The sequence below is a fragment of the Streptomyces sp. NPDC044064 genome (assembly GCF_056434245.1).
On the sequence record NZ_JBWKFN010000011.1, the window covers coordinates 68,157 to 94,598 of the forward strand.

A 26,442-nucleotide genomic window follows, 5' to 3' on the forward strand; every position below is an offset into this window, starting at 1 on the left:
GACCGGGGCCGGCGCCTCAGGCCACCAGGCACAACCCGTTGTACGGCCGGTACGGGCGCTGCGGCACCGCGGCCGTACGGCGGCTCGCGGCGGCGTGCCGGGTCAGCTCGCCCTGCGTCAGCGACAGCAGATCGCCGAGGCCCAGGCCGAGTGCGCGGGCGGCCGCCGCGAGGACCTCGGAGGAGGCCTCCTTGCGGCCGCGCTCGATCTCGGAGAGATAGGGCAGGGAGATCCGGGCCTCGTCGGCCACGTCCCGGAGCGTGCGCTCCTGCGCCAGCCGCTCACGGCGCAGCACCTCACCGACAAGATCGCGCCACAGGGGCTCCCTGGGCGCGGGCTCCGGCGCGTCCGTCCGGACCGGTTCGGGTCGGTTGGGCTCCGGGCGGTCGGGCTCCGGGCGGAGCGGGATCACACGGGCTTCGTTGCTCACCTGGTTGCTCACCCCCTCACCCTAGGACGCGAGTTCCACCCGCGCGCACACGCGCTTGCCCACCGGCACGCGCTCCACGGTCACCTGCGCGGCCAGGGCGTGCACGATCTCCATACCGTGCCGGCCGACGCGCTCGGGGTCCTTCGGGAACCGTCGGGGCAGCGCCGCGCTGCTGTCGTACACCACCACCGTGACGGCGGTGTCCGTGCCCTCCAGCTCCAGGATGTACGGGCCGCTGCTGTGCCGGTCCGCGTTGGTGACCAGCTCGCTCACGACGAGGAGCAGCTCGCCGTCGGCCCGGCTGTCGATGGCGGCGCACCACTCGGTCCTCAGCTGCTGCAGGAACTGGGCCGCGAAAGCCCGTGCGTCGCCGATACATCCGGGTTCGCCGGTGTAGTGCGCCGCGCGTCGCAGCGGCTCCACGGGTACGTCGAAACCAGTCGGTATCACTGCCCCGCCCAGGTATTCGGTCATGCGCGTCTCTCTCGGAAGCCCGTCCGGCCGTTCAGTGTTGCACCAGTCCTCGTACCCCGAGCCGGGCCCGCCAGTCCCCTGTTGTGTTCGCCGACCGCGCACAGCGAGCTTTGTCACAGTCGCCGGGGCGGGACTGTGGGGCCGCTCACGTCGCCGGGGCGTTCTCGGCCGGGGAGTTCTGCGCGGGCGGGTTCTCGGCCGGGGAGTTCTCGGCGGGCGGCTTCTCGGCGGGGGAGTTCTCGGCCGGCGGCTGCTCCTGAGCGCTGGACTTTTCCGCCGACTGCTGAGTCTTCGGGGACTCGCCCTGGCTGGACGGGGGCTCCGACACGGATGACTTCGAGGACGGCGCTCCCGATGTGGAGCCTTCCGTCTTCGGTGACTCCGACGACGGGGACCCGGAGGTCGGTGACTCCGATGATGACGCGGACTTCGACGACGGGGATTCCGATGACGGGGATTCCGACGACGGGGATTCCGACGACGGGGATTCCGATGACGGGGACTTCGAAGACGGGGATTCCTTCGACGGCGACTCGGACGTGGACGATGGCGACTCGGACGACGGCGACTCGGACTTCGACGATGGGGACTCCGACGACGAGGACTTCGACGACGGCGACTCAGAGCTGGGCGAAGCCGAGGTCGGGGACGACGAAGAAGTGGGCGAAGGGGATGAAGTTGGCGAAGAGGGCGTAGAGGGCGAGGTTGAGGGCGAGGGGGACAAGGAGGACTCGAAGAACGGGGACGAGTTGGAGGGGCTGGTCGGCATAGACGTCGGCGGCACGCCCCAGGGGTGGGTTTGGCGGGGCGGCTTGGTGTGCTGGTCGTGGCGGCCGGTGTCGTCGCCGCGCCGGCGGTGGAACCAGTCGTCGCGGTGGGAGTCGTAGATCACGAAGACTTTGACGACCACGATGGTGGGCCGCACCACAACGACGTTCGCGGGGTGGTACGACGACCAGTGGTCGCCCGTCTGCCGTGGCGCGGTGCGCTGGGCGACCGGCGGGGTCAGCGGGTTGCCGCAGGCGCAGCGCGCCCGGGGAACGCCGTGCCCGTCGACCAGGACGGCGGTGCCGGACTGGAGGACGGCCTGGTAGGAGGTGCCGGAGCCGCTGCGGTAGCCGTGGTTGGTGACGCGGGTGTCGGCACGCAGCGTCACGGGGGTGAGCGAGCGCAGGTAGGCGGGGACGGCGGAGGGCTGGATGCCGGCTTCCGCCGCGTACGCGCGGTTCTTCGCCGGGTCGGCCTGGAGGGTCCTGATCTGCTTCTCGACGTCACAGCTGGGGCGGTTCTGCACACCGCTGTAGAGGCCCGGCGCACCGCCGTCGACCGTGCGCACCTGGTTGGCGGGCGCGGACGGTGCCGCCTGCGAGGTGCCGGCCGGGGCGGAGGACTTCCCCGGCGGGGCGGTCGTCGCCGGGGCGGAGGACTTCCCCGGCGGGGCGGTCGTCGCCGGGGCGGAGGACTTCCCCGGCGGGGCCGTCGCCGTCGGGGCGGAGGTCTTGGGCGGGGCGGAACCCTCCGTCGCGGTCGACTCCATGAAGGGGTCCGGGCCGGTCTTGCTCGCGGCCTGCAGGAAGACCTCGCCGCCCTGTGCGGTGCCTCCGCCGCCGGGCCGGGTGAGGACCAACGCCACCACGACCGCGGCGACCACGACACCGGTGAGGGCGGCCACGCGCGGGGCGGACCTCCACCACGGCCGGCGCGGTCCGCCGGCCCCCGCCCCGGAGCTCTGGCCGGGTGGCGGTTCGGGCGGGCCGGAGGGGGGCTGGTTGGGTCCCGACAGCGGGCCGGAGGGGGGTCCGGTCGGGCGGCCGGATGACGGAGGTTCGACGCTCACGAGCACTTCTTCCCGTCGCGCTACCCGTCGCGATGCGCGGCTCATATCCGAGAAAGACCCGTTTGATGTTCATTTGCAGCGCAATTCCTCCTATTGTGTGCTCCGGCCCCAGGTGACTCGCAAGCCGACGCGGACGGGCCACCCGGCGGGCGGGGCGCCCGCACGCTGCCTAGCGTGGCAAGGGTGAGCCCCGAGACCGTCCCCGCACGGCCCGTCGCCCGCCACGGCTGGGTACAGGCCGCGGCCGCGGTGCTGACCGGGCTGGCCGTCATGGTCGTACTCGCCGCGCTGGGCCTGTGGGCGGCCGGAGCCGCTGACCTGCCGGACGGCGCGTTCCCCCGGGTGGTGACGGCGACCGTGGTCGCGGCGGTCGGCGGCACGCTCGAACTCTCCGGCAACGCGGGCGAGCTGGCGCAGGCCCGGGCAGGCCTCACCGTGATCCCGCTGTCCGTGACCCTCGCCGGTGCGCTGGTGATCGGCGCGGGCTTTCTGCGGCCGCTGCGGCACCGGGCGGTCGCCTCGGCCCGGGAACTGGCGGGCTGGGCCGCCCGTATCGCGGTGTTGTGGCTGGTCGCGCTGCTCGGCCTCTCGTTCGCCGCCCGGAAGACCTTCGCCGTGGACGTGGGCAAGGGCACCCTCAGCGATCTCACCGACCTGTTCGACTCGGCTCCGAAGGTCGGGTTCACCACGAACGTGCCGCTGACCGTGCTGTTCGGGCTGCTGTGGCTGGCCGGGGTGCTGGCGCTGACCGTGCTGGTCGCGCCCGGCGCGCCGCTGCCGGGGCGCCTGCTGCGCTGCCAGGAGTCGGTGCGCCCCGCCGCGCACGCCATGGTCGTCCTCCTGCTGGTCTACGTCGGCCTGGGTCTCGTCGCCGCGCTGGCGTCGGCGGTGACGCGCGGGCACGTCGCCGAGACGTTCGCGGTGATCCTGCTCGGGCTGCCCAACCTGGCCTGGCTCGCTCTCTCCCTCGGTCAGGGCGCCACCTGGCACGGCCGGGTCGAGGGCCCGTTCGGCCTGCCGATGCCGCATGTCCTGGACCGGATCCTGCGCGCACCCGATGTCGCCACGCTGAATCTGCGCACGCTCACCGAGTACGACCGCGGGATGTGGTGGCTGCTGGTCACACAGGTGGTGGTGCTGGCGGGGGTCGCCTTCCTGATGGCGGCGCGGTCCCCGGCCCGGGTCCGGGCCTGGCAGCACGCCCTGCGGCTGGCCGTCGCCCTGGCCCTGACGATGCTGATGATCTGCCTGCTGTGCCGGGTATCGGCGCACTACGGCCTCTCCCTGCTCGGCATCGGCGAGCTGGGCGGCGGTCTGTCCGGGGAGCTGTTCCTCGAACCCCGGTTGTGGCAGGCGGCGGGCCTCGGTGCCCTGTGGGGTCTGGCGGCCGGCTTCCTGGGCGCGCTGCTGGCCCGGCCCGTGCACCGTAGGGGCGAGGTCGAGACGCCCTAGAGACCCTCTCGGAGCCCCGCTAGCGGAAGAAGGACTGAGCCCACCGGGGTGGCTGCGGGAGTTCGGCGGGTGTCCGCAGGTCGGTCTCGGTGTCCGGATCGTCGTCACCGTCACCCCCGCCGTCGCCGTCGTCATGGCCGACGTCGCCGGCCGGGGCCGTGCGCAGGGCGGCGACGAAGTCGAGGCAGGTGTCGTAGCGGGCGTCCGGGCTCTTGGCGAGGGCCCTGGCGAACACGGCGTCGACGGCCGGGACGAGGTCGGGGCGGGGGTCGCTCGGCGGGGGCGGCTCGTCGTACTGGTGGGCCCAGAGCAGCGCCATGTCGTCCTCGCGCACGAAGGGCGGGTGTCCGGCCAGGGTCTCGTAGACGACACAGGCGAGGCCGTAGACGTCGCAGCGCCCGTCGACGGGCCGCCCGGAGATCTGCTCGGGAGCCACGTAGTCGAGGGTGCCGACGAACTGGCCGACGCTGGTGAACCCGGTCAGGGACAGCGATTTCTTGGTCAGTCCGAAGTCGGTGAGGTAGACGTGCTCCGGGTGCTCGCTGTCGGTACCCCGGGCCACCAGGATGTTGCCGGGCTTCACGTCCCGGTGGACCAGGCCGTGTTCGTGGGCGGCGTCGAGCGCGGAGGCCACCTGCCCGGCGATACGTACGGCGGCCTCGAACGGCAGCGGTCCGCGTTCGTCGAGGAGATGGCGCAGGTCGCTGCCGGGGACGTACCGCATGGCGATGTAGAGGACACCGTCCGTCTCTCCGGCCTCGAAGACGGGCACGATGTGCGGATGGTCGATCGCGGCGGCCACCCGGGACTCGTGGGTGAAGCGCTGCCGGAAGGTGTCGTTGCGGGCGAGTTCCGGGGCGAGCAGCTTGAGCGCGACCGTCCGGTCCAGACGCAGGTCGCGGGCCCGGTAGACGACGGCCATGCCGCCGCGGCCGATCTCGCTCTGCACCAGGTAGCCGGCCACCTGGCACCCGATGAGCTGCGAGGGCCGGCGGGAGGACAGGCTGGTCCGGCGGGCCATCAGGGCTCACCCTTGGGGGCCACGAAGCGGGTGGCGGCGTGCCCGGTGTCCTCGTCCGACGGCGTCCGGTCGGTGGCGTAGGTGTGCAGCCGCCGTCCGTCGCCGTACAGCCAGCGTTCCTCCTCGGGGTCGTACACCCACATGGACTCGCCGTCCAGCACGACACCGACGCGCAGTCCGCGGGTGCGGTCCCCGAAGGACTGCCCGTCCAGGTCCCCGGCCGCGAGTTCCTCCACCGCGGACCGGTAGTCGGCCAGGGCCTGCTCGGCGCGGGCCAGCAGCGGGCGCGGATCCGAGGTGCCGGTGGGCGGGCCGTCGCCGGCGGGCGGGTCCTGGGGTACGGCGATCAGGTGGCGGCCGTCGACCCAGGCGGCCCAGCCGTTGGCGCAGCGGATGTGTCCCCAGTCGCCGACCCGTTCCTCCAGCACCACGGGCAGCAGCGGGTCGAGGGACGCGGTGGGCCGGGAGGGGTCCGGGGCCTCCCAGGCGGGCATGCCGTTCGGCGGCACGACGTGGGTCGGGCGGAATCCGGGTGGCTGCTGTTTTGTCATGGCGCCGCCTACTTCCGCATCACGGCGGGTTCGTGGCGGCGCAGCAGCCGGGCGACCAGGAATCCGTAGCCGGCGGACAGCACCAGCAGCATGGCGAGGTCCAGCAGCCAGACGCCGGCCGAGTGCCGGAACAGGGGGTCGGCGGTGAGGTCGCCGGGCACGATCCGGGCGAGGTCGACCGTGCCGGCCATGGCGCCGAGCGCCCAGCGGGAGGGCACCAGCCAGGACAGCTGTTCGAGTACGGGTACGCCGTGCAGCGGGAGCAGGGCACCGCAGAAGACGACCTGGACGATGGCCAGCAGCACCAGCAGCGGCATGGTCACCTCCTCCTTGCGCACCAGCGCGGAGACCAGCAGGCCGAGCATCATCGCGGTGAACGACAGCAGGGCGACGGCGAGGGTGATCTCGGCCAGGGGAGGCATCAGGACGCCGTGACCGCCGGGGGCGTTGAGGTCGACGCCGAGCAGCGCGACCAGGGTGAGGACGACGGCCTGGACGACCGTGATGGTGCCGAGCACGACGACCTTGGACATCAGGTACGCCGATCTGGGCAGGCCGACGGCGCGTTCGCGGCGGTAGACCACGCGTTCCTTGACGAGTTCGCGCACCGCGTTGGCGGCGCCGATGAGCACGCCGCCGACACACAGGATGAGCAGCGCGTTCATCGCAGTGTCCGGGGTCAGTTTCCCGCCCGCGAGGGCACGGTCCATGGCGCCCATCACGAACGGCAGGGCGATCATGACGGCGAGGAAGGTGCGGTCGGCGGCGAGGACGGCGGTGTAGCGGCGGACGAGGGTGCCGAGCTGGGCACGCCGGCTGCGGGGGCGGGGCGGCGGGGCTGGGGCCACCGGCGCGGAGTCCGGGCGGCGGGGCTGGGTGGTGGCCTCGCTGACGTAGTGCCGGTGGAACGGCGAGTCGCGGTACTCCCCGGACCAGTCCCGGTCCTGGTCGCGGTCGAAGGCCTCGAAGGCCTCGGGCCAGTGCTCGAAGCCGAAGAAGGCGAGGGCGTCGTCGGGCAATCCGTAGTACGCGATCCGGCCGCCGGGGGCGAGGACCAGGAGGCGGTCGCAGACGTCCAGGCTGAGGACGCTGTGCGTGACCACGACGACGGTGCGGCCGTCGTCGGCGAGACCGCGCAGCATGTGCATCACCGAGCGGTCCATGCCGGGGTCGAGGCCGGAGGTCGGCTCGTCCAGGAAGAGCAGCGACGGTTTGGTCAGCAGTTCCAGGGCCACGCTGACCCGCTTGCGCTGCCCGCCGGAGAGGCTGTGGACGGGCTGCTCGGCGCGCTGTTCGAGGCCCAGTTCCCGGATCACCTCGTCCACCCGGGCCAGGCGTTCCGTCCTCGCCGTGTCCTCGGGGAAGCGCAGCTCGGCGGCGTAGGACAGGGCGGCGCGCACGGTGAGCTGGGGGTGCAGGATGTCGTCCTGCGGGACCAGGCCGACGCGCCCGCGCAGCTCGGCGTAGTCGTGGTACAGGTCGCGGCCGTCGTACAGGACGGTGCCGTGGTCGGCGGGCCGCTGGCCGGTCAGGGCGTGCAGCAGCGTGGACTTTCCGGCGCCGCTCGGTCCGACCACCGCGAGCAGGCACTTCTCCCCCACCGGGAAGGAGACGTGGTCGAGCAGGACCTTGCTGCCGTGGTCGACGGCGACCGTGAGGTCCTGCACGTCGAGGGAGATCTCGCCGCGGTCGACGTACTCCTGGAGTTCGTCGCCGACCAGGCTGTACGCGACATGGCCGATGCCGATGATGTCGCCGGGGCCGACCGGGGCGCGGGTGACGGGCCGGCCGTTGAGATAGGTGCCGTTGTGGCTGCCGAGGTCGACGATCTCGTGGCCGCCGCCGGGGAGGGCGCGCAGCTCTGCATGGCGCCGGGACACGGTCAGGTCGTCGACGACGAGGTCGTTGCCGTCGGAGCGGCCGATGCGGATCGTGCGTGCGGGCAGCGGCCGTACGCTGCTCGGCGCGCGGAAGGTTCCGGTCAGCTCGGGACGCGAGATCCCCGACGGGCGGTCGGCGGCGGGTGCGCGCGGGCCGAGCGGGACGGCCCGGGGGCCGTCGTCCGGATTGCCGAAGCGGATCACGCTGCCGGGGCGGACGTCCCACTCCCGGATGCGCAGGCCGTCGGCGAAGGTGCCGTTGGTGCTCTGCTCGTCCCTGAGCGTCCAGCCGTCGTGGCCGCGGCTCAGCACGGCGTGGTGCCATGAGACCCGGGCATCGTCGAACACGATGTCGCTCAACGGATCACGTCCGACGTGGTAGTCGTGGCCCGGGCTCATCACCGTGGAGCCCGTGTCGGTCTCCAGAACGAGTTCGAGTGACGTCGGGGCGACCGGCTGCTCCGCCATGGCCAGAATTGTACCGATTCGCCCATATATGCGCCCCTGTGGCGTCGGGGTCCCGGTGTACACGGAACCGCCGTGGCACGTGTCAGGCGACGGGTACGACGAGGGCCGGGAGGGTGCGCTGCATGCGCAGGGCGTCCACGGACTCGGCGAGCAGCTCGTACTCCGTGGTGTCGTCGGTGGCGGCGATCCGCACCAGCCGCCCGCCGGCCAACTCGTCCGCGACCAGCTCCTGCTGCATGTCGTCGGCGCACCACGCACGCAGGAGCGCGGGGACGTCGGCCACCGTGTCCGCGACCGGCACGAGCGCCCCCACGGGGAAGGTGGGGGTCTCCGGGCTGGGGTCGAGCCGCTCGGCGATCCAGGACGCCCGGTCGCGCAGCCACCACAGGGCCAGCGCCAGGGTCGGCGCGCGATAGGTGCCGAGCGGTACGCCGATCCGCTGTCCGCCGCACATGCCGTACGCGGTGACATGGCACAGGAATTCGTCGTGCACGATCACTCCCCCGAACGCATAGCTGTGGTGCCGGCCGAACCCTCGCTTTCCGTGCGGCTCCCGTGCGGTGAAAGTGCCCCTGAAGTTCGAGTATCGCCACTCCCGAAACACTGTCACCATGACTTTCCGGCCAGTCTCTTGGCATATTCACCGCCCGTTCTGGCTGAAAATGCACCGGCTATGCACCGGCCGTACGGCGCCTCCGTCATTACCCGGGAGGTAATCGACCCTCCCCCGCCGCTCGGGCATGGTGGTCACACCGGATCGGCGGAACCCCGGATCCGGCTCCTGACCAGCAGATACGACCTCGATGGAGGCTGATTCGCCATGACCGTGAACACCAACAGTTACGACAGCGCCGTCACCCGTTACTTCGAGGCCTGGAACGCCATCGAGCCGGAGGCCCTGGAGAAGGCGGTCGCGGCGGCCTGGACCACCGACGGCGGCTACACCGACCCGCTCGCCGACGTCCGCGGGCACGACCAGATCGCCGCCTTGATCGCCGCGGCCCACGAGCAGTTCCCCGGGTTCGCGTTCCGCCCCCTCGGCGCCGTGGACGGGCACCACGACACCGCGCGGTTCGGCTGGGAGCTGGTGAACGAGGCGGACGGCTCGGCGCCGGTGGCCGGGTTCGACGTGATCACGCTGGACGGCGAAGGCCGTATCCGGCAGGTGCTGGGCTTCCTTGACCGGCTGCCGGGGGCCTGAGGCGGAAAGGGTGATGAGTTTTCCCGCTCGCGGCGGTCCGGTAATGCAGAAAAAGATCACCGCGAGCGGAGGCCGTCATGAACACCGACGACAGAAACACGGGCACGGCGGAGAAAGTCGACGAGGAATTCACCGCCGTCCTGCGCAAAAGCCCGGAGAAAGGCGGCTGGACCTATGTGGTCCGGCCGCGGTCCGTCGAATTCTTCGGCACCCGCGGACAGGTCAAGGTGCGCGGGACGGTCGACGGCCACCCTTTCCGGAGCTCCTTCATGGCCCTGGGCGACGGCACCCACAAGCTCCCCGTGAAGGCCGACGTACGCAGGGCGATCGGCAAGGGCGAGGGCGACACGGTGACCGTACGCATCCTGGAGCGGCTGTGATCGCACGCCGTCCGGAGCGGCTCAGCTCCTGGCCACCTCCCGGTAGCGGCGGGGCGCCACGCCGACGGCGCGTTCGAAGGCGTTCCCGAAGGCGCTCTCGGAGGTGTAGCCGACCGAGCGGGCGAGCGCCGCGACCGGGGTGGAGTCCTGCCCGAGGGCGCGGGCGGCCAGGCTCATCCGCCAGTTCTGGAGGTAGGTGAGGGGCGGCACGCCGGCGGCTTCACGGAAGCGGACGGCGAAGGTGGTCCCGGACATCGCGGCCGCCCGGGCCGGCTCCTCCAGCTGCCAGGGGTGGGCCGGGTCGGCGTGCATCAGACGCAGGGCGGGGGCGAGCCGCTCGTCCGCCAGGGCCCGCTGCCGGCCGGCAGCCCCGCCGCCTCACCGAGGCAGGCGCGCAGCACCTGGACGAACATCGGCTGGGCCAGGTGGGCCGCCCCTGCGGACGAGGCCGGGTGACGGGCGGAGCCGGGGCTGCCCGGCGTGCTGCCCGCCGCAGACCCGGAGGCGGCTGCGCGCCTCAGGGAGGTCGGCGAGCGGCTCACGGCCCGACGGTCCCTCACCGCTCCGCCTTCTCAGACCTTCACGATCGCGTCGATCCGCGCCAGTTCCTCGTCGTCGAAGTCCAGGTTGCGGATCGCGCCGACGCTGTCCTCGATCTGCCGCGGGCTGCTCGCGCCGACCAGCGCGGAGGTCACGCGGCCGCCCCGGAGCACCCAGGCCAGGGCCAGCTGGGCCAGGGTCTGGCCGCGGGACCCGGCGATCTCGTCCAGGGCGCGCAGCCTGCCGACCAGGTCCTCGGTGACCGCGTCGGAGTTCAGGAAGGGGCTGTCGCTCGCGGCCCGGGAGCCCTCGGGGATGCCGTCGAGGTAGCGGCCGGTGAGCAGGCCCTGCTCCAGCGGGGAGTACACGATGGAGCCGGCCTGCAGCTCGTCCAGGGCGTCCAGCAGGCCCTCGTCCTCCGGGCGCCGGTCGAGCATCGAGTAGCGCGGCTGGTGGATGAGGAGCGGGGTGCCGAGTTCGCCGAGGATGCGGGCGGCCTCGCGGGTCTGCTCCGCCGAGTAGTTGGAGACGCCGACGTAGAGCGCCTTGCCCTGCTGCACCGCGGAGTGCAGGGCGCCCATCGTCTCCTCCAGCGGAGTGTCCGGGTCGAAGCGGTGCGAGTAGAAGATGTCGACGTGGTCGAGCCCCATCCGGGTGAGGCTCTGGTCCAGCGAGGACAGCAGGTACTTGCGCGAGCCCCATTCGCCGTACGGACCCGGCCACATGAGGTAGCCGGCCTTGGTCGAGATCACCAGCTCGTCGCGGTACGGCGTGAAGTCGGCCTTCAGGGCCTCGCCGAGCGCGGACTCGGCGGCGCCGGGCGGCGGGCCGTAGTTGTTGGCGAGGTCGAAGTGGGTGACACCGAGGTCGAAGGCGCGGCGCAGGATGGCGCGCTGGGTCTCGACGGGCCGGTCGGGCCCGAAGTTGTGCCACAGGCCGAGGGACAGCGCCGGGAGCTTCAGGCCGCTGCGCCCGGTGCGCCGGTAGGGCATGTCGGCGTAACGGTCGGGGTGTGCGGTGTACAACGCGACTCCAGAGGGGTTGGCACAGGCGAGTCAGGTTCCGGGGAACCGGTGTCCACTCTGTCGCGGGCCGCGGGCAGTGGTCCAACAGGAGAATCCGATGGAATTAAGCGGATACGCTTCTGAGTCATGGAACTGCGTCATCTCCAGCACTTCGTCGCGGTCGCCGAGGACCAGCACTTCACCCGGGCCGCCGAGCGTCTCATGGTGTCGCAGTCCGGCCTGTCGGCGTCCATCCGGGCACTGGAACGGGAGCTGCGGGCGCCGCTGTTCGTGCGCACCACCCGGCGGGTGACGCTCACCGAGGCGGGGCGCGCGCTGCTGGTGGAGGCCGAACGGATCCTGGCGCAGGTGCGCTCGGCGCACGAGGCGGTGGCGGCGGTGCAGGGCGTGCTGCGCGGCACGCTGGCGCTGGGCACCGAGCAGTGCATCGCCGGGGTGCACGTGGCGCAACTGCTGGCGGGCTTCCGGCGGCGGCATCCGGACGTGGAGATCCGGCTGCGGCAGGCGGGTTCGGGCGCGCTGGCCGAGGAGGTCGCGGCCGGACGGCTGGACCTGGCCTTCGCCTACCGGACCCAGGCGGACGACGACCAGCTGCGCTCGGTGTCGCTGACCAGCGAGCCGATGACGGTCCTGTGCCATCCCGATCACCGGCTCGCCGCGACCGGGGCGGTGCTGACACCGGACGACCTGGCCGGTGAGGTCTTCGTGGACTTCCATCCGGACTGGGGGCCGCGCCGCACCACGGACTCCGCCTTCGCCGCGGCCGGGATCCGGCGCCCGGTCGCGCTGGAGGTCAACGACGTGCACAGCCTGCTGGACCTGGTCGACGAGAACCTCGGCATCGCCGTCGTACCGCGGCACTTCCGGCACAAGCGGCCCTCACTGACGGCGCTCCCGGTGAAGGGCACGGGCGAGGCGGAGTACGAGACCGTGGCCCTGCTGCCGCCGGAGCGGGCGACGAGCCCCGCGGCCCGCGCCCTGGTCACGCTCCTGGAGACGGAGGGTCTGACACCGTCCCAGGAGGGGTCCCGGGCCTCCTGATCGAACGGCGGGGCACGGGCGTCACCGCCCCGCACCGGGTCCGGGCGGGGGCCCGATTCCGCACGCACGACAGCGCGCGATGCGCGATGGTGGACGCATGCATGCGAAGGACATCCTCATCGACGGCTACGGCCGCATCCAGGAAGAAGTCCATGCCGCCCTCGACGGCCTCGGACCGGACCAGCTGCACTCCCGTCCGGCCCCCGACGCCAACTCCATCGCGTGGCTCGTCTGGCACCTCGCCCGGGTGCAGGACGACCACGTCGCCGACGCCTTCGACCTCGACCAGGTGTGGCTCACCCAGGACTGGCAGAAGCGCTTCGGCCTCGACCTGCCCCGCCACGACACCGGCTACGGGCACACTCCCGCGAAGGTCGCGAAGGTGCGGGTCGAGTCGGCCGACCTGCTCACCGGGTACTACGACGCCGTGCACGAGCAGACCCTCGGCGTCCTGCGCGAGCTGGCCGCCAAGGATCTCGAACGGATCGTGGACGAGCGCTGGGATCCCCCGGTCACCCTGGGGGTCCGCCTGGTGAGCGTCCTGTCCGACGACCTTCAGCACATCGGACAGACCGCCTACCTGCGGGGGCTGCTTCAGAGCGCGGCCGCGTAACCCGGCAGGACCACGTTCTCGATGAGGGCGCCTCGCTCGTCGAACGGGATGAACGCGCTCTTGACGGCGTTCACGGTGACCGTGCGCAGGTCCTCGACGGTCCAGCCGGCCTCCTCGACCAGCAGGGACATCTCCCGGGTCATCGTCGTACCGGAGACCAGCCGGTTGTCGGTGTTGAGGGTGACCCTGAAGCCCAGGTCCTTCAGCGCGGTGATGGGGTGCTCGGCGATCGAGGTGGCGCAGCCCGTCTGCAGGTTGGAGGTGGGGCACATCTCCAGGGCGATGCGGCGGTCGCGCACCCAGCCGGCCAGGCGGCCGAGCTTGCCGTCGACGATGTCCTCGGTGATGCGCACGCCGTGGCCGATGCGCTGGGCGCCGCAGACCTGCAGGGCCTGGTGGATGCTGGGCAGGCCGTGCGCCTCGCCGGCGTGGATGGTGAAGGGAACGCTCTCGCGGCGCAGGTGCTCGAAGGCGGCCAGGTGGTCGGCGGGCGGGAAGCCGTCCTCGGCGCCGGCGATGTCGAAGCCGACGACACCGGCGTCGCGGTAGGCGACGGCCAGCTCGGCGGCCTCGCCGACGCGGTCGAACATGCGCATGCCGCACAGCAGGGTGCCGACACGGACGGGCGTACCGGCGGCGGCCGCCTTGGCCATGCCGGCGGCAAGGCCTTCCTGGACGGTCTCCACGACCTCGTTCAGGGTGAGCCCGCCCTGGGTGTTCAGCTCGGGCGCGTAGCGCACCTCGGCGTAGACGACGCCGTCGGCGGCGAGGTCGAGCACGTACTCCTCGGCGACGCGCAACAGGCCCTCTCGGTTCTGCATGACGGCGAGGGTGTGCTCGAAGGTGGCTATGTAGCGGACCAGGTCGCCGGAGTTTGCGGCCTCGTAGTACCAGGCGGCCAGCTCGTCGGGGTCGGTGGTCGGCAGGGTGTGGCCGACCGCGGCCGCGAGCTCGACGACGGTGGCGGGGCGCAGGCCGCCGTCGAGGTGGTCGTGGAGGACGGCCTTGGGCAGGCGGCGGATCACGTCGGCGTCTACGCGCGTAGCAGTCATGGCGGGTCTTTCCTTGAGCAGGCGGTTCGAAGCAGCGGGAGAAAAGTCAGGCGGCGGGCTGGAGCAGGTCCCAGCGGTTGCCGTAGAGGTCCTGGAAGACGGCGACCGAGCCGTAGGGCTCGTGGCGCGGCTCCTCCAGGAAGGTCACGCCGGCGGCGGTCATGCGAGCGTGGTCGCGGGCGAAGTCGTCGGTGTACAGGAAGAACCCGACCCGCCCACCGGTCTGGTCCCCGATCCGGGCCCGCTGGTCCTCGCCCTTGGCGCGGGCCAGCAGCAGGCCGGTGCCGTGGCCGTCCGTGCCGGGCTCGACGACGACCCAGCGGGAGCCGTCAGGCCGCGGCGCGTCCTCGGCCAGCCGGAATCCGAGGGCCTCGGTGTAGAAGCGGATGGCCTCGTCGTAGTCGTCCACGACGAGGGTGACCAGGGCAACGCGTCGCATCGGGGCCTTCCGGTGAGGGTGGTTAGCGGGTGAGGTTATACGTAAAACTTCGTGGACGCCAGTCACCCGCCCCACGGGTGGGTCCGGCGGGGCGCGAGTAGCGCCGGATCAGGGCTTTTCGTCGCCCTGGGCGACCTCGACCCGATGGTGGAAGTCGGCCATTCCGGTCACCGCGGCCACACAGGAGACGGCGGCGCAGGCGAGCAGGAGCGCGGCGATGCGCCGGCCGGTGCGGTGCGCGGCCCGGGGGGCGGCCAGCAGGGCCTGGACGCGTTGCGGGACGGGGCCCGTCGTGGCCGCCGCGGCGAAGTCGGGCCGCTCCGAGCGGGCGGCCTGGCCGGCGAGGGCTGCGCGGGCGATGGCACGGGCGGTCAGGCGCCGGTCGCCCACGGAGGAGGCGGCGGCCTCGTCGGCGGCGCGCTCGGCGGCGAGCCGGATGGTCTCGCGGACCGGGCGCAGGGCGGGATGGCAGTGCGCCGCGAGTTCGGCGGCGGCGAGGAAGTAGTGGTGGCCGCCCTCGTTGTGCGCCCGCTCGTGTGCGAACAGCGCCTCGCGCTCGGGTCCGTCGAGGCTGCGCAGCATGGCGGTGGTGACGACGATGCGGTGCGGGCGCCCGGGCAGGGCGTACGCGTCCGGGCGGGGCGAGTCGACCACGCACAGGTCGCCCGCGGCGGGTCCGCGGCCGGCCTCCGTGCGCGCGGCCCGGAAGGCGCGGGTCTGGCGCAGCACCGAGCGGACGAGGGTCCAGCCGCAGACCGCGAGGGCGCCGACGGAGGTGGCGGCGGCGGGCAGGACGACGAGGTCCGAGGCCGTGCGCAGCGGATGGACCAGTTCACCGAGGGCGGCGAACAGCGGCACCTTGAGCAGGCCCGTCAGGACGAACCCGCCGAGCGCGGCGAGCGAGCTGCCCGCGAGGACGACCGCACAGGCCGTGATCGCCCACAGCGCGACGGCCGGGACGAGCCGGTCCAGGGCCCGCCGGGCCAGCGCCGGCAGAGCGAACGGCAGCAGCAGTGGCAGCAGGAGCAGTGCGGTCATCAGTCGTCGGATTCGAGCAGGTCCCGCAGGATGCGTTCGTCGTCGGGGCTGAGCTGAGCGACGAAGCGGGCGAGGACGGTCTCGCGGTCGTTGTCCCGGTCGAGTTCGGTGTGCATCCGGCGGGCGGTGAGGCCCTGGGCGTCCTGGAGCGGGAAGTAGGCGAAGCCGCGGCCCTGGCGCTGCCGCTCCACCATGCCCTTGTCGTGCAGGCGGGTGAGGATGGTCGTCACCGTCGTACGCGCAAGGGCCGCGCCGAGACTCAGCTGGACCTGGCCGGGTGTCTGGGGCGCTGCGGCGGCCCAGAGGGCGGCCATGACGCTCGCTTCGAGCTCACCGGCCGGCCGGCGTTCGTCCTTGGCGTCGGTCATGGGAACGTTCCTCACCCCGTCTTCGTCTGCAGTTCGGAAGACCGTCTACGTCATTGTAGTCAGCCGGGTGCCATGCCGGGCCGTGCGCCCGGACGCCCAGTATGGAAGGGGCCGCCGACGAAGTCCGAACGGCCGCGTGCGTACCGCCCCGCTGCCCTTCCTCGACGGCCCCCGTCCGGCGCTGCGGTCCCGCGGCACTGCCCGGCTCGCGCCTGCCGGCGCACGTGAACGCCGGCGGGGCACTCGGCCCTTCCCGCGCCGTCCGCGGCCGGGGGTCAGACGTCCTGGGTTCAGACGTCCTGGGTGTGGAGAGCGTCCAGCCGCTCCAGCTCCTCCTGGCTGAGCCGCAGGGCGCCCGCGGCGACGTTCTCCGTCAGATGGTCCGGGTTGCCGGTGCCGGGGATGGCGAGGACGTGCGGGCCCTGGTGCAGGGTCCAGACGGTGCGGATCTGCGCGGGGCTCACACCGTGCGCGCGGGCGACGGCGAGGATCTCGTCGTCGTTGCGCGTGCCGGCCGCGCCGCGCTCGCCGCCCGTGCCCGCGACGGCGTAGTAGGGCACGAAGGCGATGCCGCGTTCGCCGCACATCCGCACGAGCTCGTCGGCCCGCGGGTCCGGGGCGTCCAGCGCGTACCGGTTCTGCACGGAGACGACGGGAGCGATCTCCAGCGCCTCGGTCAGGTGTCGGGGCTGGATCGCGGAGATGCCGAGGTGCCGGACCAGACCGGCCTCGCGCAGTTCGGCGAGGGCACCGAAGTGTTCGGCGATCGAGTCCTGGTTCATCCGGCGCAGATAGACGAGGTCGAGGTGGTCCCGGCCGAGCTGGCGCAGGTTCTCCTCGACGTGACCGCGCAGCTGGTCGGGCCGGGCCGAGGTGGCCCACTCCCCGGAATAGTCGCGGAACGGGCCGACCTTGGTCGCGATGACCAGGTCGTCGGCGTACGGCGCGAGGGCGGTGTTGATGAGTTCGTTGGCCGAGCGCAGGGAGGAGAAGTAGAACGCGGCCGTGTCGATGTGGTTCACACCGAGTTCCACGGCCCTGCGCAGGACGGCGATCGAGCGGGCGCGGTCGCTGACGGTGCCCAGGTGGAAGGCCGCACTGCCCGTCAGCCGCATGGCACCGAAGCCGATGCGGTGGACGGGCAGGTCGCCGAGCTTGAAGGTTCCGGAGGCGTCCGCGGTGATCGTTTCAGCGGTCATCGGCGGAGTCTCGCACACGCGCCCCGGAACCGTCCCTTCAGCCGAGGGGCTTGGCCAGCACCGCCTTGCGGTGGCTGAACGTCTCGATCGAGTAGCGCCCGTGGTAGCTGCCCGTGCCGCTCTCCCCCACACCGCCGAACGGCAGGTCGGAGACGGTCAGATGGGCGAGCGGCAGGCCGTAGCCGAGGCCGCCCGAGGAGGTCTCGGCGGCCATGCGCCCGCGCGTCTGCTCTGACTCGGTGAAGACGTACAGCGCGAGCGGCTTGTCGCGGTCGTTGATGAAGTCGATCGCCGCGTCCAGGCCCGGCACGGCGACGATCGGCAGCACCGGCCCGAAGATCTCCTCCTGCATCACGGGGGACTTCGGGTCGACGTCCGTGAGCACGGTCGGCGCGATGTACTTGTCCGTGCGGTCGCTGCCGCCGCCGACCGCCACCCGGCCGGAGCCGAGCAGGGCGGAGAGCCGGTCGAAGTGGCGCTCGTTGACGATCCGGCCGTACTCGGGCGAGGCCTGCGGGTCGGTGCCGAAGAGGGTCTCGACGGCGCGGACCAGCGCGGCCTCCAGGCCTGCGGCGGTCTCGTGGTCGGTGAGGACGTAGTCGGGGGCGACGCAGGTCTGGCCCGCGTTCAGGAACTTGCCGCGCGCCAGCCGGTCGGCGACCACGTCGAGATCGGTGCCGCGGTCGACGAACACCGGGGACTTGCCGCCCAGTTCGAGGGTGACCGGGGTGAGGTGCTCGGCGGCGGCGCGCATCACGATGCGGCCGACGGTGCCGTTGCCGGTGTAGAAGATGTGGTCGAAGCGCTCGGCGAGCAGTGCCGTGGTCTCCGGGACGCCGCCCTCGACCACGGCGACCGCGTCGCTGTCGAGATACACGGGGATCAGCTCGGCCAGCACGGCCGAGGTGGCCGGGGCCAGTTCGCTCGGCTTGGCCACGACCGCGTTGCCGGAGGCCAGCGCACCGACCATGGGGGCGAGCAACAGCTGGGCCGGGTAGTTCCAGGGGGCGATGACGAGGACGACGCCGAGCGGGTCGTACTGCGTCCAGGCCGTCGCGTCGCCGCCGAGGTGCGCCGGTACGGGCGCGGACTCCGGGCGCAGCCACTCGTCCAGGTGCTCGAGGGTGTGGTCGATCTCCCGGATCGTGAAGTCGATCTCGGTGCGGTAGGCCTCGGTGCTGCTCTTGCCCAGGTCGGCGTGGAGGGCGGCGGCGAAGCCCGCGCCGTTCTCCGTGAGCATCGCGCGCAGGCGCCGGAGCTGGCCGGTGCGCCACTCGACGGGCTTGGTGCGGCCGGTGCGGAAGGTGGCGCGCAGCCGGGCCACGACGTCGGCGGGCTGCTCGGGGGTGGAGTGGTTCACGGATGCCTCGCTGGTGGTGCACGGGCTGGTCGGCCCGAGCGTAGGGTCTCGAAAGTCAGATGTAAATGCCAACCTTTTAGGTTCCCAAGTAAATTCCGCCGGCTGCCGTCGGTGACGAGAGTCACGTCCGGTGGCCGAGGTCCCGTCTGCGCCGCTCCAGATGGGCCCGCTCGGCCTCGCTCGTCGCCAGCTCGACGGCTTTCGCATACTCCGCCGCGGCCTCGGCGGGCCGGTCCAGGCGGCGCAGCAGGTCGGCGCGGACGGCGTGCAGGACGTGGTAGCCGGTGAGGTCGAGGGAGTCGACCAGCGCCAGGGCCTCGGCCGGGCCCTCGACCTCCGCCACCGCGACCGCCCGGTTCAGTGCGACGACCGGTGACGGGGCGACGGCCGTCAGCTGGTCGTACAGGCTGAGGATCTGGCCCCAGTCGGTGGCGGCGGCGATCGGCGCGTCGCTGTGCACGGCGTTGATCGCGGCCTGGATCTGGTACGGCCCGGGCCGGTCGCGGCGCAGACAGCGCCGGACCAGGTCCTGGCCCTCGGCGATGAGGCCGCGGTCCCACCGGCCGCGGTCCTGCTCGGGCAGCGGCACCAGCGCGCCGTGCGCGTCCCGCCGGGCCGGACGGCGTGCCTCGATCAGCAGCATCAGGGCGAGCAGTCCGGTGACCTCCGGTTCGTCCGGCATCAGCTCGGCCAGCAGCCGGCCGAGCCGCACGGCTTCCGCGCACAGGGCGGGATCGCCGGTGTAGCCCTCGTTGAAGATCAGGTAGACGACGGCGAGGACCCCGCCGAGCCGGTCGGGCAGATCGGCGTCGCGGGGCACGCGGTACGGGATGCCCGCGTCGCGGATCTTGGCCTTGGCCCGCACCAGCCGCTGGGCGAGGGTCGGCTCGGGGACCAGGAAGGCCCGGGCGATCTGGGCGGTGCTCAGGCCGCCGAGCAGGCGCAGGGTGAGGGCGACCCGGGACTGCAGGGCGAGCGCGGGGTGGCAGCAGGTGAAGATCAGACGGAGCCGGTCGTCGCGCACGGGGCCCTCCTCGGGCGGTGCGTCGGGCGCGTACAGCCGGGTGGCCTCGGCGTGTCGGGCGTCCCGGGAGGACTCCCGGCGCAGTCGGTCGACGGCCCGGTTGCGGGCGGTGGTGATGATCCAGCCGGCCGGGCTCGGCGGTACGCCGGTCTCCGGCCACTTGCGCACCGCGGTGGCGAAGGCGTCCTGCACCGCCTCCTCGGCGAGGTCGATGTCGCCGAGGAAGCGGACGAGGACGGCGACCGCGCGCCCGTACTCCGCGCGGAAGACGGCCTCGATGTCGGGCGCCTTCGCCATCAGTGCTGGTCCACGAAGGGCCGCACCTCGATGGGCAGGGTGGTCGCCAGGGCTGCCTTGCGTCCCCACTCCAAGGCCTCGTCCAGGTCGGCGGCCCGGATCAGGCAGAGTCCGCCCAGGTACTCCTTGCCCTCGGCGTAGGGCCCGTCGGTGATGAGCACGTCGCCGTCCTTGGGGCGCAGCACGGTGGCGGTCTCCGGGCCGTGCAGGCCACCGGCGAAGACCCAGGCTCCGGCCGCGCGGAGTTCGTCGTTGAACGCCTCGACGTCGCGCATGATCCCGGCGAGCACCTCGGGGGCGGGCGGCTGCTCTCCGGCCGGCTGGACCACGCTGAGCAGGTAGTGCTTCATGATGTCCTCCTGGGGGTTCTTCCCCGGCGTCTTCCCGGTGCCGGGGGTGTCTGTCACCTCCTACACGAACGGGCGGGGCCCGGATCGACACCGCGCGCCACCGATCCGGAAGAAAAAATCCGGCAGCCGTCTTCGGAAGAATCCCCCGCATGACCGACACCGCACATCCGCTCGTCGTAAGCGCCCGGCGGCTCGCCGCCGACCTGCTCGTCCCCGAGGCCGAGCGGGTGGACCGCGAGGGCGTCCCCGTGAGCCACATCGAGGCGGTGAAGGAGTCCGGGCTGCTCGGCGTCGTCGCACCCGTCGCGTACGGCGGCTCGGGGGCACCGCCGGCCGTGCTGCGGGAGACCGCGGAGATCCTGGCCGGGGCGTGCTGTTCGACGTGGTTCGTCCAGACACAGCACCACACTCCGGTGCAGACCCTGGCGAAGAGCGAACTGCCGGTACGTGAACGCCTGTTGGGCCCGCTGGCCCGCGGCGAACTGCTGTCCGGGGTGGCGTACGCGCATCTGCGGGCCCATCCACGCGTCCCCGTGCGGGTGCGGCGGGAGGGCGGCGGCTGGCGGTTCGACGGGACCGTCCCCTGGTACACCGGATGGGGCCTGAACGACGTCATGCTCCTCGCCGGGGTGACCGAGGCGGACGAAACCCTGTTCGCCTTCGTCGAGGCACGCGACCAGCCGGGCCTGCGGGCCTCGCCGCCGCTGCGCCTCGCGGCGCTCACCGCCGCCCGCACGGTGTCGCTGGAGCTGGACGGCCTACGGGTCCCGGAAGAGGCGGTGGCCCTGCGGACACCGTACGAGTCGTGGGCACCCGGCGACCGGGCCAGGACTCTGAACACCGTTCCGGCGGTCTTCGGCATCGCGGAGGCGGCGCTGTCCGCGCTGGACGAGGAGGCCGCCGGTCCGCTGCGCGCGCGCCTCACCGACGTCCGCCGCCGCGCCTACGCGCTGGCCGACCACCCGGCGCCGCTGGAGCGGGTCGCGGAACGGCTGGCCGTGCGGGCCGAGGCGTACGACGTCCTGGGTACGGCCACCACGGCGGCGGTCGTGGCCGGCGGCGGCCGAGCCATGTCCCTGACCAGCCGCGCCCAACGACTGGCCCGCGAGGGCATGTTCCTGCTGGTCCAGGGGCAGACGGCGGAAACCCGTGCGGCGCATCTGCGGGCGCTGGGCGGGAGATCGGCTGTGGGCGGGGGATCGGCTGCGGGCGGGGCGTGAAGCCTGGCACGGCTTGAGGTCGAGCGGCGCGTGAAGCCTGGCCCGGCTTGAGGCCGAGCGGGGCGTGAGCCGAGCAGCGCGTGAAGCCAGGCAGGGCATGCAGCCGAGCGGCGCGGGAACCGGGCGGCCCGTGAACCGGGCGGCGCTCACGGGCAGGCGCCGAGCACCGACCAGGGACGCGGCCGAGTCCGTCATGGCGACGATGCGAGAGGGGGAGGCGGTGCCCGGGCGCAGCCGAGGTGGACTCGCGGGCACACCGGCGGAGGCCGTACACCACGGCCGGCCGGCTCGCGTGGACGCGCCACACGCGTACGGGTCGGCGGCGGCCACCCGGTCAAATCGGCAGAGGCCGCACACCACAGCAAGCCGGCTTACGTCCACGCGCCACACGCTGACGGACCGACGGCGGCCACCAGGTCGAACCTCAGGCGAACGGACCGGCGGCGGCATCCCCACGCACACCGCCGGAGCTGCGCGCCACAGCAAGGCGACTCGTGTGCGCGGGCCGCACGCGGGCCGGGGTCAGCGGTGGCGCAGTACCCGGCGCGCCACGGCGTGGGTGCCCACCGTGGCGGCCGCGGCGAAGGCGAGGCCCTGGAGTGCGTCGCGCGGGCGGGTGGGGCGGAGGACCCCGGAGCGGCGCAGGCGGCCGCGGGCCCAGAGGGTGAACGGGAGGACGATCAGCGGGGTGGTCACCGAGCCCGGGGTGTAGCCCCGGAACGCGGCCGCCTGGGCCAGGTGCACCACACCGTGCAGGCCGAAAGCGTTGAGCGCTGTCTGGTAGACGGCTGACCGGCCGCCGGTGCGGTGCCCGTCGGCGGCAGCCGCGGCGAGCACCACCGCCATCGCGGCCACGGCGGTCGTGAACTCGCGGCCGTCCACCGACTCCAGTTGCCGCCACACCGTCTCCGGCACCCGGGGATACCTCTTCCGTAACTCCGGAACTCCGGTCCGCACCCACCTCGGCACCGTGACCAGTTCCTCGGTGTCGTGCACGGCCCAGGCGGCCAGCAGTCCGAAGGTGACGGATGCCCCCACATCCAGCGGTTCTCGTGTCATGAACCCGCAGTCTGCCAGGCGGAGTTGCTCACCCGGTCGGCGCCCCGACGGCACCTGCACCCGCGACTCGCCGACCGGGGTGTCAGGCCGGCGCCCCCTTCACCGCGGGGGCGACCCGGCAGGTTGCTCCACCGCTGCTTCCTTGCCCCGGCCCCTCCGGGTCTGCTGACTGTTCCCGTACACGGTGGCCTCCATGACGGCGGCGTTCTCCGGGTCGACCACCGAGTCGGTGGGTTTGCCCACCTCCGACAGCGTCATCTGCGCACGGTCGTCGACCAGGCGGGTCACCAGGTGCTGCGCGGCGCCGAAGACGGCGGCCCAGGCGATGACCTGCGCCCGGCTGTCCAGGTCGCTGAGTCCGGGTACGAAGGCGCCCCTGATCAGCAGTACCCCGAGGAAGGCGGACAGAGCGCCGGTGGGGAACTTCAGCACCGCGGACGCCAGGGGCAGCATGTAGGGCGTGCTGGTGCCCCGGATGTGGCGCAGTGAGGCGATGACGGTGAAGGCCGCGCCGGCCAGCCCGGCCACCTCGACGGTGAGGATGTCCCTCGGATCGGCGCGACTGCTGGGAACGGTGCCTGCCGGCAGACCTCGGAAGTCCTTGCTCGGGCAGACGATGTCGACGGCGGTCCCGCCGCCGGGGCCGAGCTTGGGCGCGAAGCACAGGCTGAGCGACTGGGGGAAGAACCAGCCGTACACGGCGAGGCCCGCCACCCCGAGAAGGACGACGAACGTGGCGGTCCAGAGAATGTTGCGCAGGCTCCGGACGCGGGCCAGTTCGGCGTCGAGGGCGACGTACGCGCTGTCCAGCGCCCGGACCAGCAGTTCCCGGTCGGTCGGCGCCAACTCGCCGGAGACTATGGGACGGATCCGCTGGGCGAGTCTGACGCGCTGCGGATCGTCCCTGCCCAGATGGCGCTTGACCAGCGCCATGACCTCACTGGCGCGGCCCGCGGCCTCCTGGTCGGACACCAGCTGGAGCAGCAGCACGTCGGCGCTGCGCAGATTCGACCAGACGCCTTCCTGGGCGGTCGACCCCGACCACAACCGCCGCCACCCGAAGGTCTCCTCCACCGCCGCGCGGGCCTTGCCGAGGTGGCCTTCCATTCCCTTGAGCAGGGCCTTGCGGTCGGCGGAGGGCGGTCTGGCCTCCTCGCGTTTCAGCTGCACCTCGAGATAGGCGAGACGGGTCTTGGCCCGGGCCCGCCAAGGCGACCGCGGCGGCCGGGGACGCAGCCCGGACTCGAGCCGTCGGCGCGTACGAGCCCAGGGACTTCCCCGGGCCGCCACGGAAGTGGCCATGGCGGGCTCCCCTGACGCCCCGGCAGGCTAGCGACTCAGGGCGGGCACATGGAGTTTCTTCCACGACGCCGGCCCTGGAGTTCCGTCGGCGTCGCTGCCGCCGAATCCGAGTTTGCGCTGAAATTTGGCGTAGGATTCCCGGTCCTCTTCGCTCCACTGGGAGTCGGGCTCGTCGTCGGGATACGCCGAGCAGCCCTCCTCGATGAGGCGCCAGCCCATGAGCTCGATGATCGGGCTGCTCACGGACGGCTGGAAGAAGTCCTTGCCCGGGAAGGGCTCGTCCGCACCGACCGGCTCCTGACTCGGCGCCCTCACACGGACCTGCTGGCCCACCTGAATGATGTTCGGATTCTTGATCTGGGGGTTCCACTCCTCGATCTGGGCCAGGGTCACATGGAAGTTGGCCGCAATTTTGGCGAGTGTGTCACCCGCCCGTACCACGTAGAACTCCGGTGTAGCGTTCATACGTCCATGCTAATGACGGATCGACAAGAATTCGACACGGGAAATCCCCCGGAGAACCGGTTGAATCAGGGCCAGTTGAATATTCACTCAGCCCGCGAAAGGAACCTGGGTCGTGGGGGCGGCCGCCGTACGGAAGGGGTGCCGCCACAGCCCCTCCGCGGCAAGTCGCGGCAGCACTCCCTCTCCGAACCAGTACGCCTCCTCCAGGTGCGGATATCCGGACAGCACGAACTCCTCGATTCCCAGGGCCGCGTACTCCTTGATGCGCTCGGCGACCTCCACGTGGCTGCCCACGAGCGCCGTGCCCGCGCCGCCGCGCACCAGGCCGATACCGGCCCAGAGGTTGGGGTGGATCTCGAGGCCGTCACGGTTGCCGCCGGCGTGCAGTGCGAGCATCCGCCGCTGCCCTTCGGACTCACTGCGGGCCAGTCCGGCCTGCACGGACTTCACGGTCTCGGTGTCGAAGCCCGCGAGCAGCCGGCCGGCCTCCGCCCAGGCCTGCTCCGAGGTGTCGCGGGTGATGACATGGAGCCGGATGCCGAAGCGCAGGGTGCGCCCCTGCTCGGCGGCGAGCCCCCGAATCCAGGCGATCTTCTCGGCGACCTGAGCGGGTGGCTCACCCCAGGTGAGGTACACGTCGACATGCTTGGCGGCGACCTCTCCGGCGACGGGCGAGGACCCGCCGAAGTACACCTCGGGGACAGGGGCGGGCACACGGGCGAGTCTGGCGTCCTCGACCTGGAGGTGTTCCCCGTGCAGGTCGACGCTCTTGCCCTCCCACAACTCCCTTACGATGTGCAGGAATTCGCCGGTACGGCGGTAGCGGTCGTCCTTGTCGAGGAAGTCGCCGTAGGCACGCTGCTCGTGGCTCTCGCCGCCGGTGACCACGTTGAGCAGGAGTCGTCCGCCGGTCTGCCGCTGGAAGGTGGACGCCATGTGCGCGGCCAGGGTCGGTGAGACGAAGCCGGGCCGGAAGGCGACCAGGAACTTCAGTCGTTCGGTGTGCCGGCTGACCATGGCGGTGGTCAGCCATGCGTCCTCGCACCAGGCACCCGTCGGGGTGAGCGCGCCGACGAAGCCCAGGTCCTCGGCGGCCCGCGCGATCTGGCTCAGGTAGGCCACGGTCGGCGGCCGGTCCCGGCCGGAGGCGGTGGCCGGGGAGCCGTGGCCGCCGCCGACGACATGCCGGCTGTCGCCGTTGGTGGGCAGGAACCAGTGGAAGGTGAGGGACACGTGGGGGTCTCCGATCAGAGCAGGCCGTGACGGGGCGGCGGGGTCCGTTCAGCAGGTGCCGGAGTCGACGGCCGCGCAGAGCAACTCGGGTTCGGCGTAGAGGCGTTGCCGCCGCACCTGTGCGGTCGTGCCGCTCAGCCAGCCGCCGCCAGTACGGGAGTGGTGCGCTCCAGGGCCGCCGAGAACTGGTCGACGATCTGTTCCAGGGCCTCGGTGGTGGCCGGAGCCACGGTGAGCGAGCCGTCCTCTCGTACCGTGATGTCCTTGTCGAGGGTGAACCAGCCCTGGACTATGTGCGCGGCACCCATGGAGTTCAGCACCGGGCGCAGCGCGTAGTCGATGGCGAGGACATGCGCGGTGGAGCCGCCGGTGGCGAGCGGCAGCACGGTCTTGCCGGTGAGCGCGTACTGCGGGAGCAGGTCGAGGAGCGCCTTGAGGACTCCGGAGTACGACGCCTTGTAGACGGGGGTGCCGACCACGACGCCGTCGGCACGGGCGAACAGCTCGGTCACCTCGGCGATGGCCGGGTGCCCGAAGTCCGCGCCGAGCAGCGCGTCGGCCGGAATCGTGCGGACGTCGAGCGGGATCACCTGATGGCCCTGGGCGATCAGTCGCTGGTCCAGGTGGCGCAGCAGGCGGCCGGTGCGCGAGGAGGCGGAGGGACTGCCGGAGACGGACAGGACGGTGGCCATGGGGTGCCTCATTCTGGGTGCCGGGCGCCGGTGGGGAGACGGGCGCGAGAAGGGGGAAGTCAGGCTCGGGAAGGGCGGCACGTGCCTGTCGAAGTACTCGGCCTTGCAGGCGACGATGCGCTCCGCTTTCTGCTCCGGGCACGCCGAATTCGGTGCGCGCCGAACGCAGGGGAATTCAGGCGGAAGCAGAAGGGAGGAGAAGGAATCGCGGCGGATCGAAAAGGCGGACGATCAGGCCGCGGGGCGACAGGAGGCGCTGGAGACACGCGCGAGGTCGACATGGCGTCGCCGCGTGAGGTCCAGTCGCATCGTCATGCCGCCGATCGTGGCAGCCGCCCGCGAAAGCCGTCAAGGAAATCCCGGCGGGTCTCGTATCGCGGAACATTGAATCTCACGAGGGTGCGTCCGCCGGTCGTCCACGACCGGAACTT

At 72.3% G+C, this 26,442-nt stretch carries 29 protein-coding genes and 1 pseudogene; 6 read left to right on the plus strand and 24 right to left on the minus strand.

The window, feature by feature from the left end; genetic code table 11:
- Positions 1-16 precede the first annotated feature (16 nt).
- The 3 genes and pseudogenes from AC07DS_RS19315 to AC07DS_RS19325 form a co-directional block, all read right to left on the minus strand.
- Positions 17-442, minus strand: a complete 426-nt coding sequence (locus AC07DS_RS19315; protein ID WP_479146828.1) for a helix-turn-helix domain-containing protein — start codon at positions 440-442, stop codon at positions 17-19.
- A 9-nt stretch (positions 443-451) separates the two neighbouring features.
- Positions 452-904 (minus strand): ATP-binding protein, encoded by a 453-nt coding sequence (locus tag AC07DS_RS19320; RefSeq protein ID WP_479146830.1) that lies wholly within the window; start codon positions 902-904, stop codon positions 452-454.
- A 760-nt stretch (positions 905-1,664) separates the two neighbouring features.
- A pseudogene (locus AC07DS_RS19325) lies at positions 1,665-2,741 on the minus strand (DUF6777 domain-containing protein); the annotation flags it as partial.
- 183 nt (positions 2,742-2,924) lie between these two features.
- Here AC07DS_RS19325 and AC07DS_RS19330 point away from each other — a divergent pair.
- The gene (locus AC07DS_RS19330) at positions 2,925-4,193 is read left to right on the plus strand and encodes a streptophobe family protein (RefSeq protein ID WP_479146832.1); all 1,269 of its coding nucleotides are present in this window, start codon (positions 2,925-2,927) and stop codon (positions 4,191-4,193) included.
- A gap of 19 nt (positions 4,194-4,212) precedes the next feature.
- Here the strand turns inward: AC07DS_RS19330 and AC07DS_RS19335 are convergent, their stop codons facing one another.
- The 4 genes from AC07DS_RS19335 to AC07DS_RS19350 all read right to left on the minus strand — a co-directional run bounded on the left by AC07DS_RS19335 (position 4,213) and on the right by AC07DS_RS19350 (position 8,606).
- A complete protein-coding gene (locus AC07DS_RS19335; protein WP_479146834.1) occupies positions 4,213-5,214 on the minus strand; it encodes a serine/threonine-protein kinase in 1,002 nt (333 codons plus the stop codon).
- Positions 5,214-5,765, minus strand: a complete 552-nt coding sequence (locus tag AC07DS_RS19340) for a hypothetical protein (protein WP_479146836.1) — start codon at positions 5,763-5,765, stop codon at positions 5,214-5,216. Before AC07DS_RS19340 ends, AC07DS_RS19335 begins: the two co-directional genes overlap by 1 nt.
- Positions 5,766-5,773: 8 nt before the next feature.
- A complete protein-coding gene (locus AC07DS_RS19345; RefSeq protein ID WP_479146837.1) occupies positions 5,774-8,113 on the minus strand; it encodes an ABC transporter ATP-binding protein/permease in 2,340 nt (779 codons plus the stop codon).
- Positions 8,114-8,195: 82 nt separating this feature from the next.
- On the minus strand, positions 8,196-8,606 hold the full coding sequence (locus AC07DS_RS19350; RefSeq protein ID WP_479146839.1) for a hypothetical protein: 411 nt from the start codon (positions 8,604-8,606) through the stop codon (positions 8,196-8,198).
- 327 nt (positions 8,607-8,933) lie between these two features.
- On the opposite strand from AC07DS_RS19350, the gene AC07DS_RS19355 reads away from it, so the two are divergent.
- Positions 8,934-9,314 carry a nuclear transport factor 2 family protein gene (locus tag AC07DS_RS19355; protein ID WP_479146840.1) on the plus strand — a complete coding sequence of 127 codons (381 nt, stop codon included), beginning with the start codon at positions 8,934-8,936 and terminating at the stop codon, positions 9,312-9,314.
- A gap of 77 nt (positions 9,315-9,391) precedes the next feature.
- Positions 9,392-9,694 carry a DUF1905 domain-containing protein gene (locus AC07DS_RS19360; protein WP_479146842.1) on the plus strand — a complete coding sequence of 101 codons (303 nt, stop codon included), beginning with the start codon at positions 9,392-9,394 and terminating at the stop codon, positions 9,692-9,694.
- Between the two features lie 21 nt (positions 9,695-9,715).
- Here the strand turns inward: AC07DS_RS19360 and AC07DS_RS19365 are convergent, their stop codons facing one another.
- Genes AC07DS_RS19365 through mgrA form a run of 3 tightly spaced genes read right to left on the minus strand, consistent with a single transcriptional unit; the run spans position 9,716 to position 11,259 of the window.
- Positions 9,716-10,006 carry a helix-turn-helix transcriptional regulator gene (locus tag AC07DS_RS19365; RefSeq protein WP_479146844.1) on the minus strand — a complete coding sequence of 97 codons (291 nt, stop codon included), beginning with the start codon at positions 10,004-10,006 and terminating at the stop codon, positions 9,716-9,718.
- A complete protein-coding gene (locus AC07DS_RS19370) occupies positions 10,006-10,236 on the minus strand; it encodes a hypothetical protein (RefSeq protein WP_479146846.1) in 231 nt (76 codons plus the stop codon). Before AC07DS_RS19370 ends, AC07DS_RS19365 begins: the two co-directional genes overlap by 1 nt.
- Positions 10,237-10,266: 30 nt before the next feature.
- Complete coding sequence (mgrA, locus tag AC07DS_RS19375; protein WP_479146848.1) at positions 10,267-11,259, minus strand: L-glyceraldehyde 3-phosphate reductase; 993 nt, start codon at positions 11,257-11,259, stop codon at positions 10,267-10,269.
- A gap of 126 nt (positions 11,260-11,385) precedes the next feature.
- Here mgrA and AC07DS_RS19380 point away from each other — a divergent pair, with 126 nt between their 5' ends.
- A complete protein-coding gene (locus tag AC07DS_RS19380) occupies positions 11,386-12,300 on the plus strand; it encodes a LysR family transcriptional regulator (RefSeq protein WP_479146850.1) in 915 nt (304 codons plus the stop codon).
- A gap of 97 nt (positions 12,301-12,397) precedes the next feature.
- Positions 12,398-12,913 (plus strand): mycothiol transferase, encoded by a 516-nt coding sequence (locus tag AC07DS_RS19385; RefSeq protein ID WP_479146851.1) that lies wholly within the window; start codon positions 12,398-12,400, stop codon positions 12,911-12,913.
- Here the strand turns inward: AC07DS_RS19385 and AC07DS_RS19390 are convergent.
- From AC07DS_RS19390 to AC07DS_RS19425, 8 genes are all read right to left on the minus strand, one after another.
- Positions 12,895-13,965, minus strand: coding sequence for an adenosine deaminase (locus AC07DS_RS19390; protein WP_479146853.1), 1,071 nt, complete (start codon positions 13,963-13,965; stop codon positions 12,895-12,897). The genes AC07DS_RS19385 and AC07DS_RS19390 overlap by 19 nt on opposite strands.
- A 46-nt stretch (positions 13,966-14,011) precedes the next feature.
- Positions 14,012-14,404: a VOC family protein gene (locus AC07DS_RS19395; RefSeq protein ID WP_479146854.1), complete on the minus strand. Its 393-nt coding sequence runs from the start codon at positions 14,402-14,404 to the stop codon at positions 14,012-14,014.
- Between the two features lie 108 nt (positions 14,405-14,512).
- On the minus strand, positions 14,513-15,442 hold the full coding sequence (locus AC07DS_RS19400) for a M48 family metalloprotease (RefSeq protein ID WP_479146856.1): 930 nt from the start codon (positions 15,440-15,442) through the stop codon (positions 14,513-14,515).
- Positions 15,442-15,810, minus strand: coding sequence for a BlaI/MecI/CopY family transcriptional regulator (locus tag AC07DS_RS19405; RefSeq protein ID WP_479146858.1), 369 nt, complete (start codon positions 15,808-15,810; stop codon positions 15,442-15,444). Before AC07DS_RS19405 ends, AC07DS_RS19400 begins: the two co-directional genes overlap by 1 nt.
- Before the next feature lie 290 nt (positions 15,811-16,100).
- The gene (locus tag AC07DS_RS19410; RefSeq protein ID WP_479146859.1) at positions 16,101-17,009 is read right to left on the minus strand and encodes an aldo/keto reductase; all 909 of its coding nucleotides are present in this window, start codon (positions 17,007-17,009) and stop codon (positions 16,101-16,103) included.
- A 37-nt stretch (positions 17,010-17,046) separates the two neighbouring features.
- Positions 17,047-18,369: an aldehyde dehydrogenase family protein gene (locus tag AC07DS_RS19415; RefSeq protein WP_479146860.1), complete on the minus strand. Its 1,323-nt coding sequence runs from the start codon at positions 18,367-18,369 to the stop codon at positions 17,047-17,049.
- Between the two features lie 121 nt (positions 18,370-18,490).
- Entirely contained in the window at positions 18,491-19,690 is a 1,200-nt protein-coding gene (locus tag AC07DS_RS19420) for an RNA polymerase sigma factor (protein ID WP_479146862.1), read from the minus strand.
- Entirely contained in the window at positions 19,690-20,040 is a 351-nt protein-coding gene (locus AC07DS_RS19425; protein WP_479147129.1) for a YciI family protein, read from the minus strand. The genes AC07DS_RS19420 and AC07DS_RS19425 overlap by 1 nt, the downstream gene beginning before the upstream one ends.
- A gap of 149 nt (positions 20,041-20,189) precedes the next feature.
- Here AC07DS_RS19425 and AC07DS_RS19430 point away from each other — a divergent pair, with 149 nt between their 5' ends.
- The gene (locus tag AC07DS_RS19430; protein WP_479146864.1) at positions 20,190-21,260 is read left to right on the plus strand and encodes an acyl-CoA dehydrogenase family protein; all 1,071 of its coding nucleotides are present in this window, start codon (positions 20,190-20,192) and stop codon (positions 21,258-21,260) included.
- A gap of 522 nt (positions 21,261-21,782) precedes the next feature.
- Here AC07DS_RS19430 and AC07DS_RS19435 read toward each other — a convergent pair.
- The 6 genes from AC07DS_RS19435 to AC07DS_RS19460 form a co-directional block, all read right to left on the minus strand.
- Positions 21,783-22,319, minus strand: a complete 537-nt coding sequence (locus tag AC07DS_RS19435) for an HXXEE domain-containing protein (RefSeq protein WP_145881485.1) — start codon at positions 22,317-22,319, stop codon at positions 21,783-21,785.
- Between the two features lie 99 nt (positions 22,320-22,418).
- Complete coding sequence (locus AC07DS_RS19440; RefSeq protein WP_479146866.1) at positions 22,419-23,621, minus strand: hypothetical protein; 1,203 nt, start codon at positions 23,619-23,621, stop codon at positions 22,419-22,421.
- A 27-nt stretch (positions 23,622-23,648) separates the two neighbouring features.
- The gene (locus tag AC07DS_RS19445; protein WP_479146868.1) at positions 23,649-24,086 is read right to left on the minus strand and encodes a peptidoglycan-binding protein; all 438 of its coding nucleotides are present in this window, start codon (positions 24,084-24,086) and stop codon (positions 23,649-23,651) included.
- 87 nt (positions 24,087-24,173) lie between these two features.
- Complete coding sequence (locus tag AC07DS_RS19450; RefSeq protein ID WP_479146870.1) at positions 24,174-25,319, minus strand: LLM class flavin-dependent oxidoreductase; 1,146 nt, start codon at positions 25,317-25,319, stop codon at positions 24,174-24,176.
- A 134-nt stretch (positions 25,320-25,453) separates the two neighbouring features.
- Positions 25,454-26,011 carry an NADPH-dependent FMN reductase gene (gene ssuE / locus AC07DS_RS19455; protein ID WP_145881480.1) on the minus strand — a complete coding sequence of 186 codons (558 nt, stop codon included), beginning with the start codon at positions 26,009-26,011 and terminating at the stop codon, positions 25,454-25,456.
- A gap of 231 nt (positions 26,012-26,242) precedes the next feature.
- On the minus strand, positions 26,243-26,326 hold the full coding sequence (locus AC07DS_RS19460; RefSeq protein ID WP_361374499.1) for a putative leader peptide: 84 nt from the start codon (positions 26,324-26,326) through the stop codon (positions 26,243-26,245).
- Between the last annotated feature and the right edge of the window lie 116 nt (positions 26,327-26,442).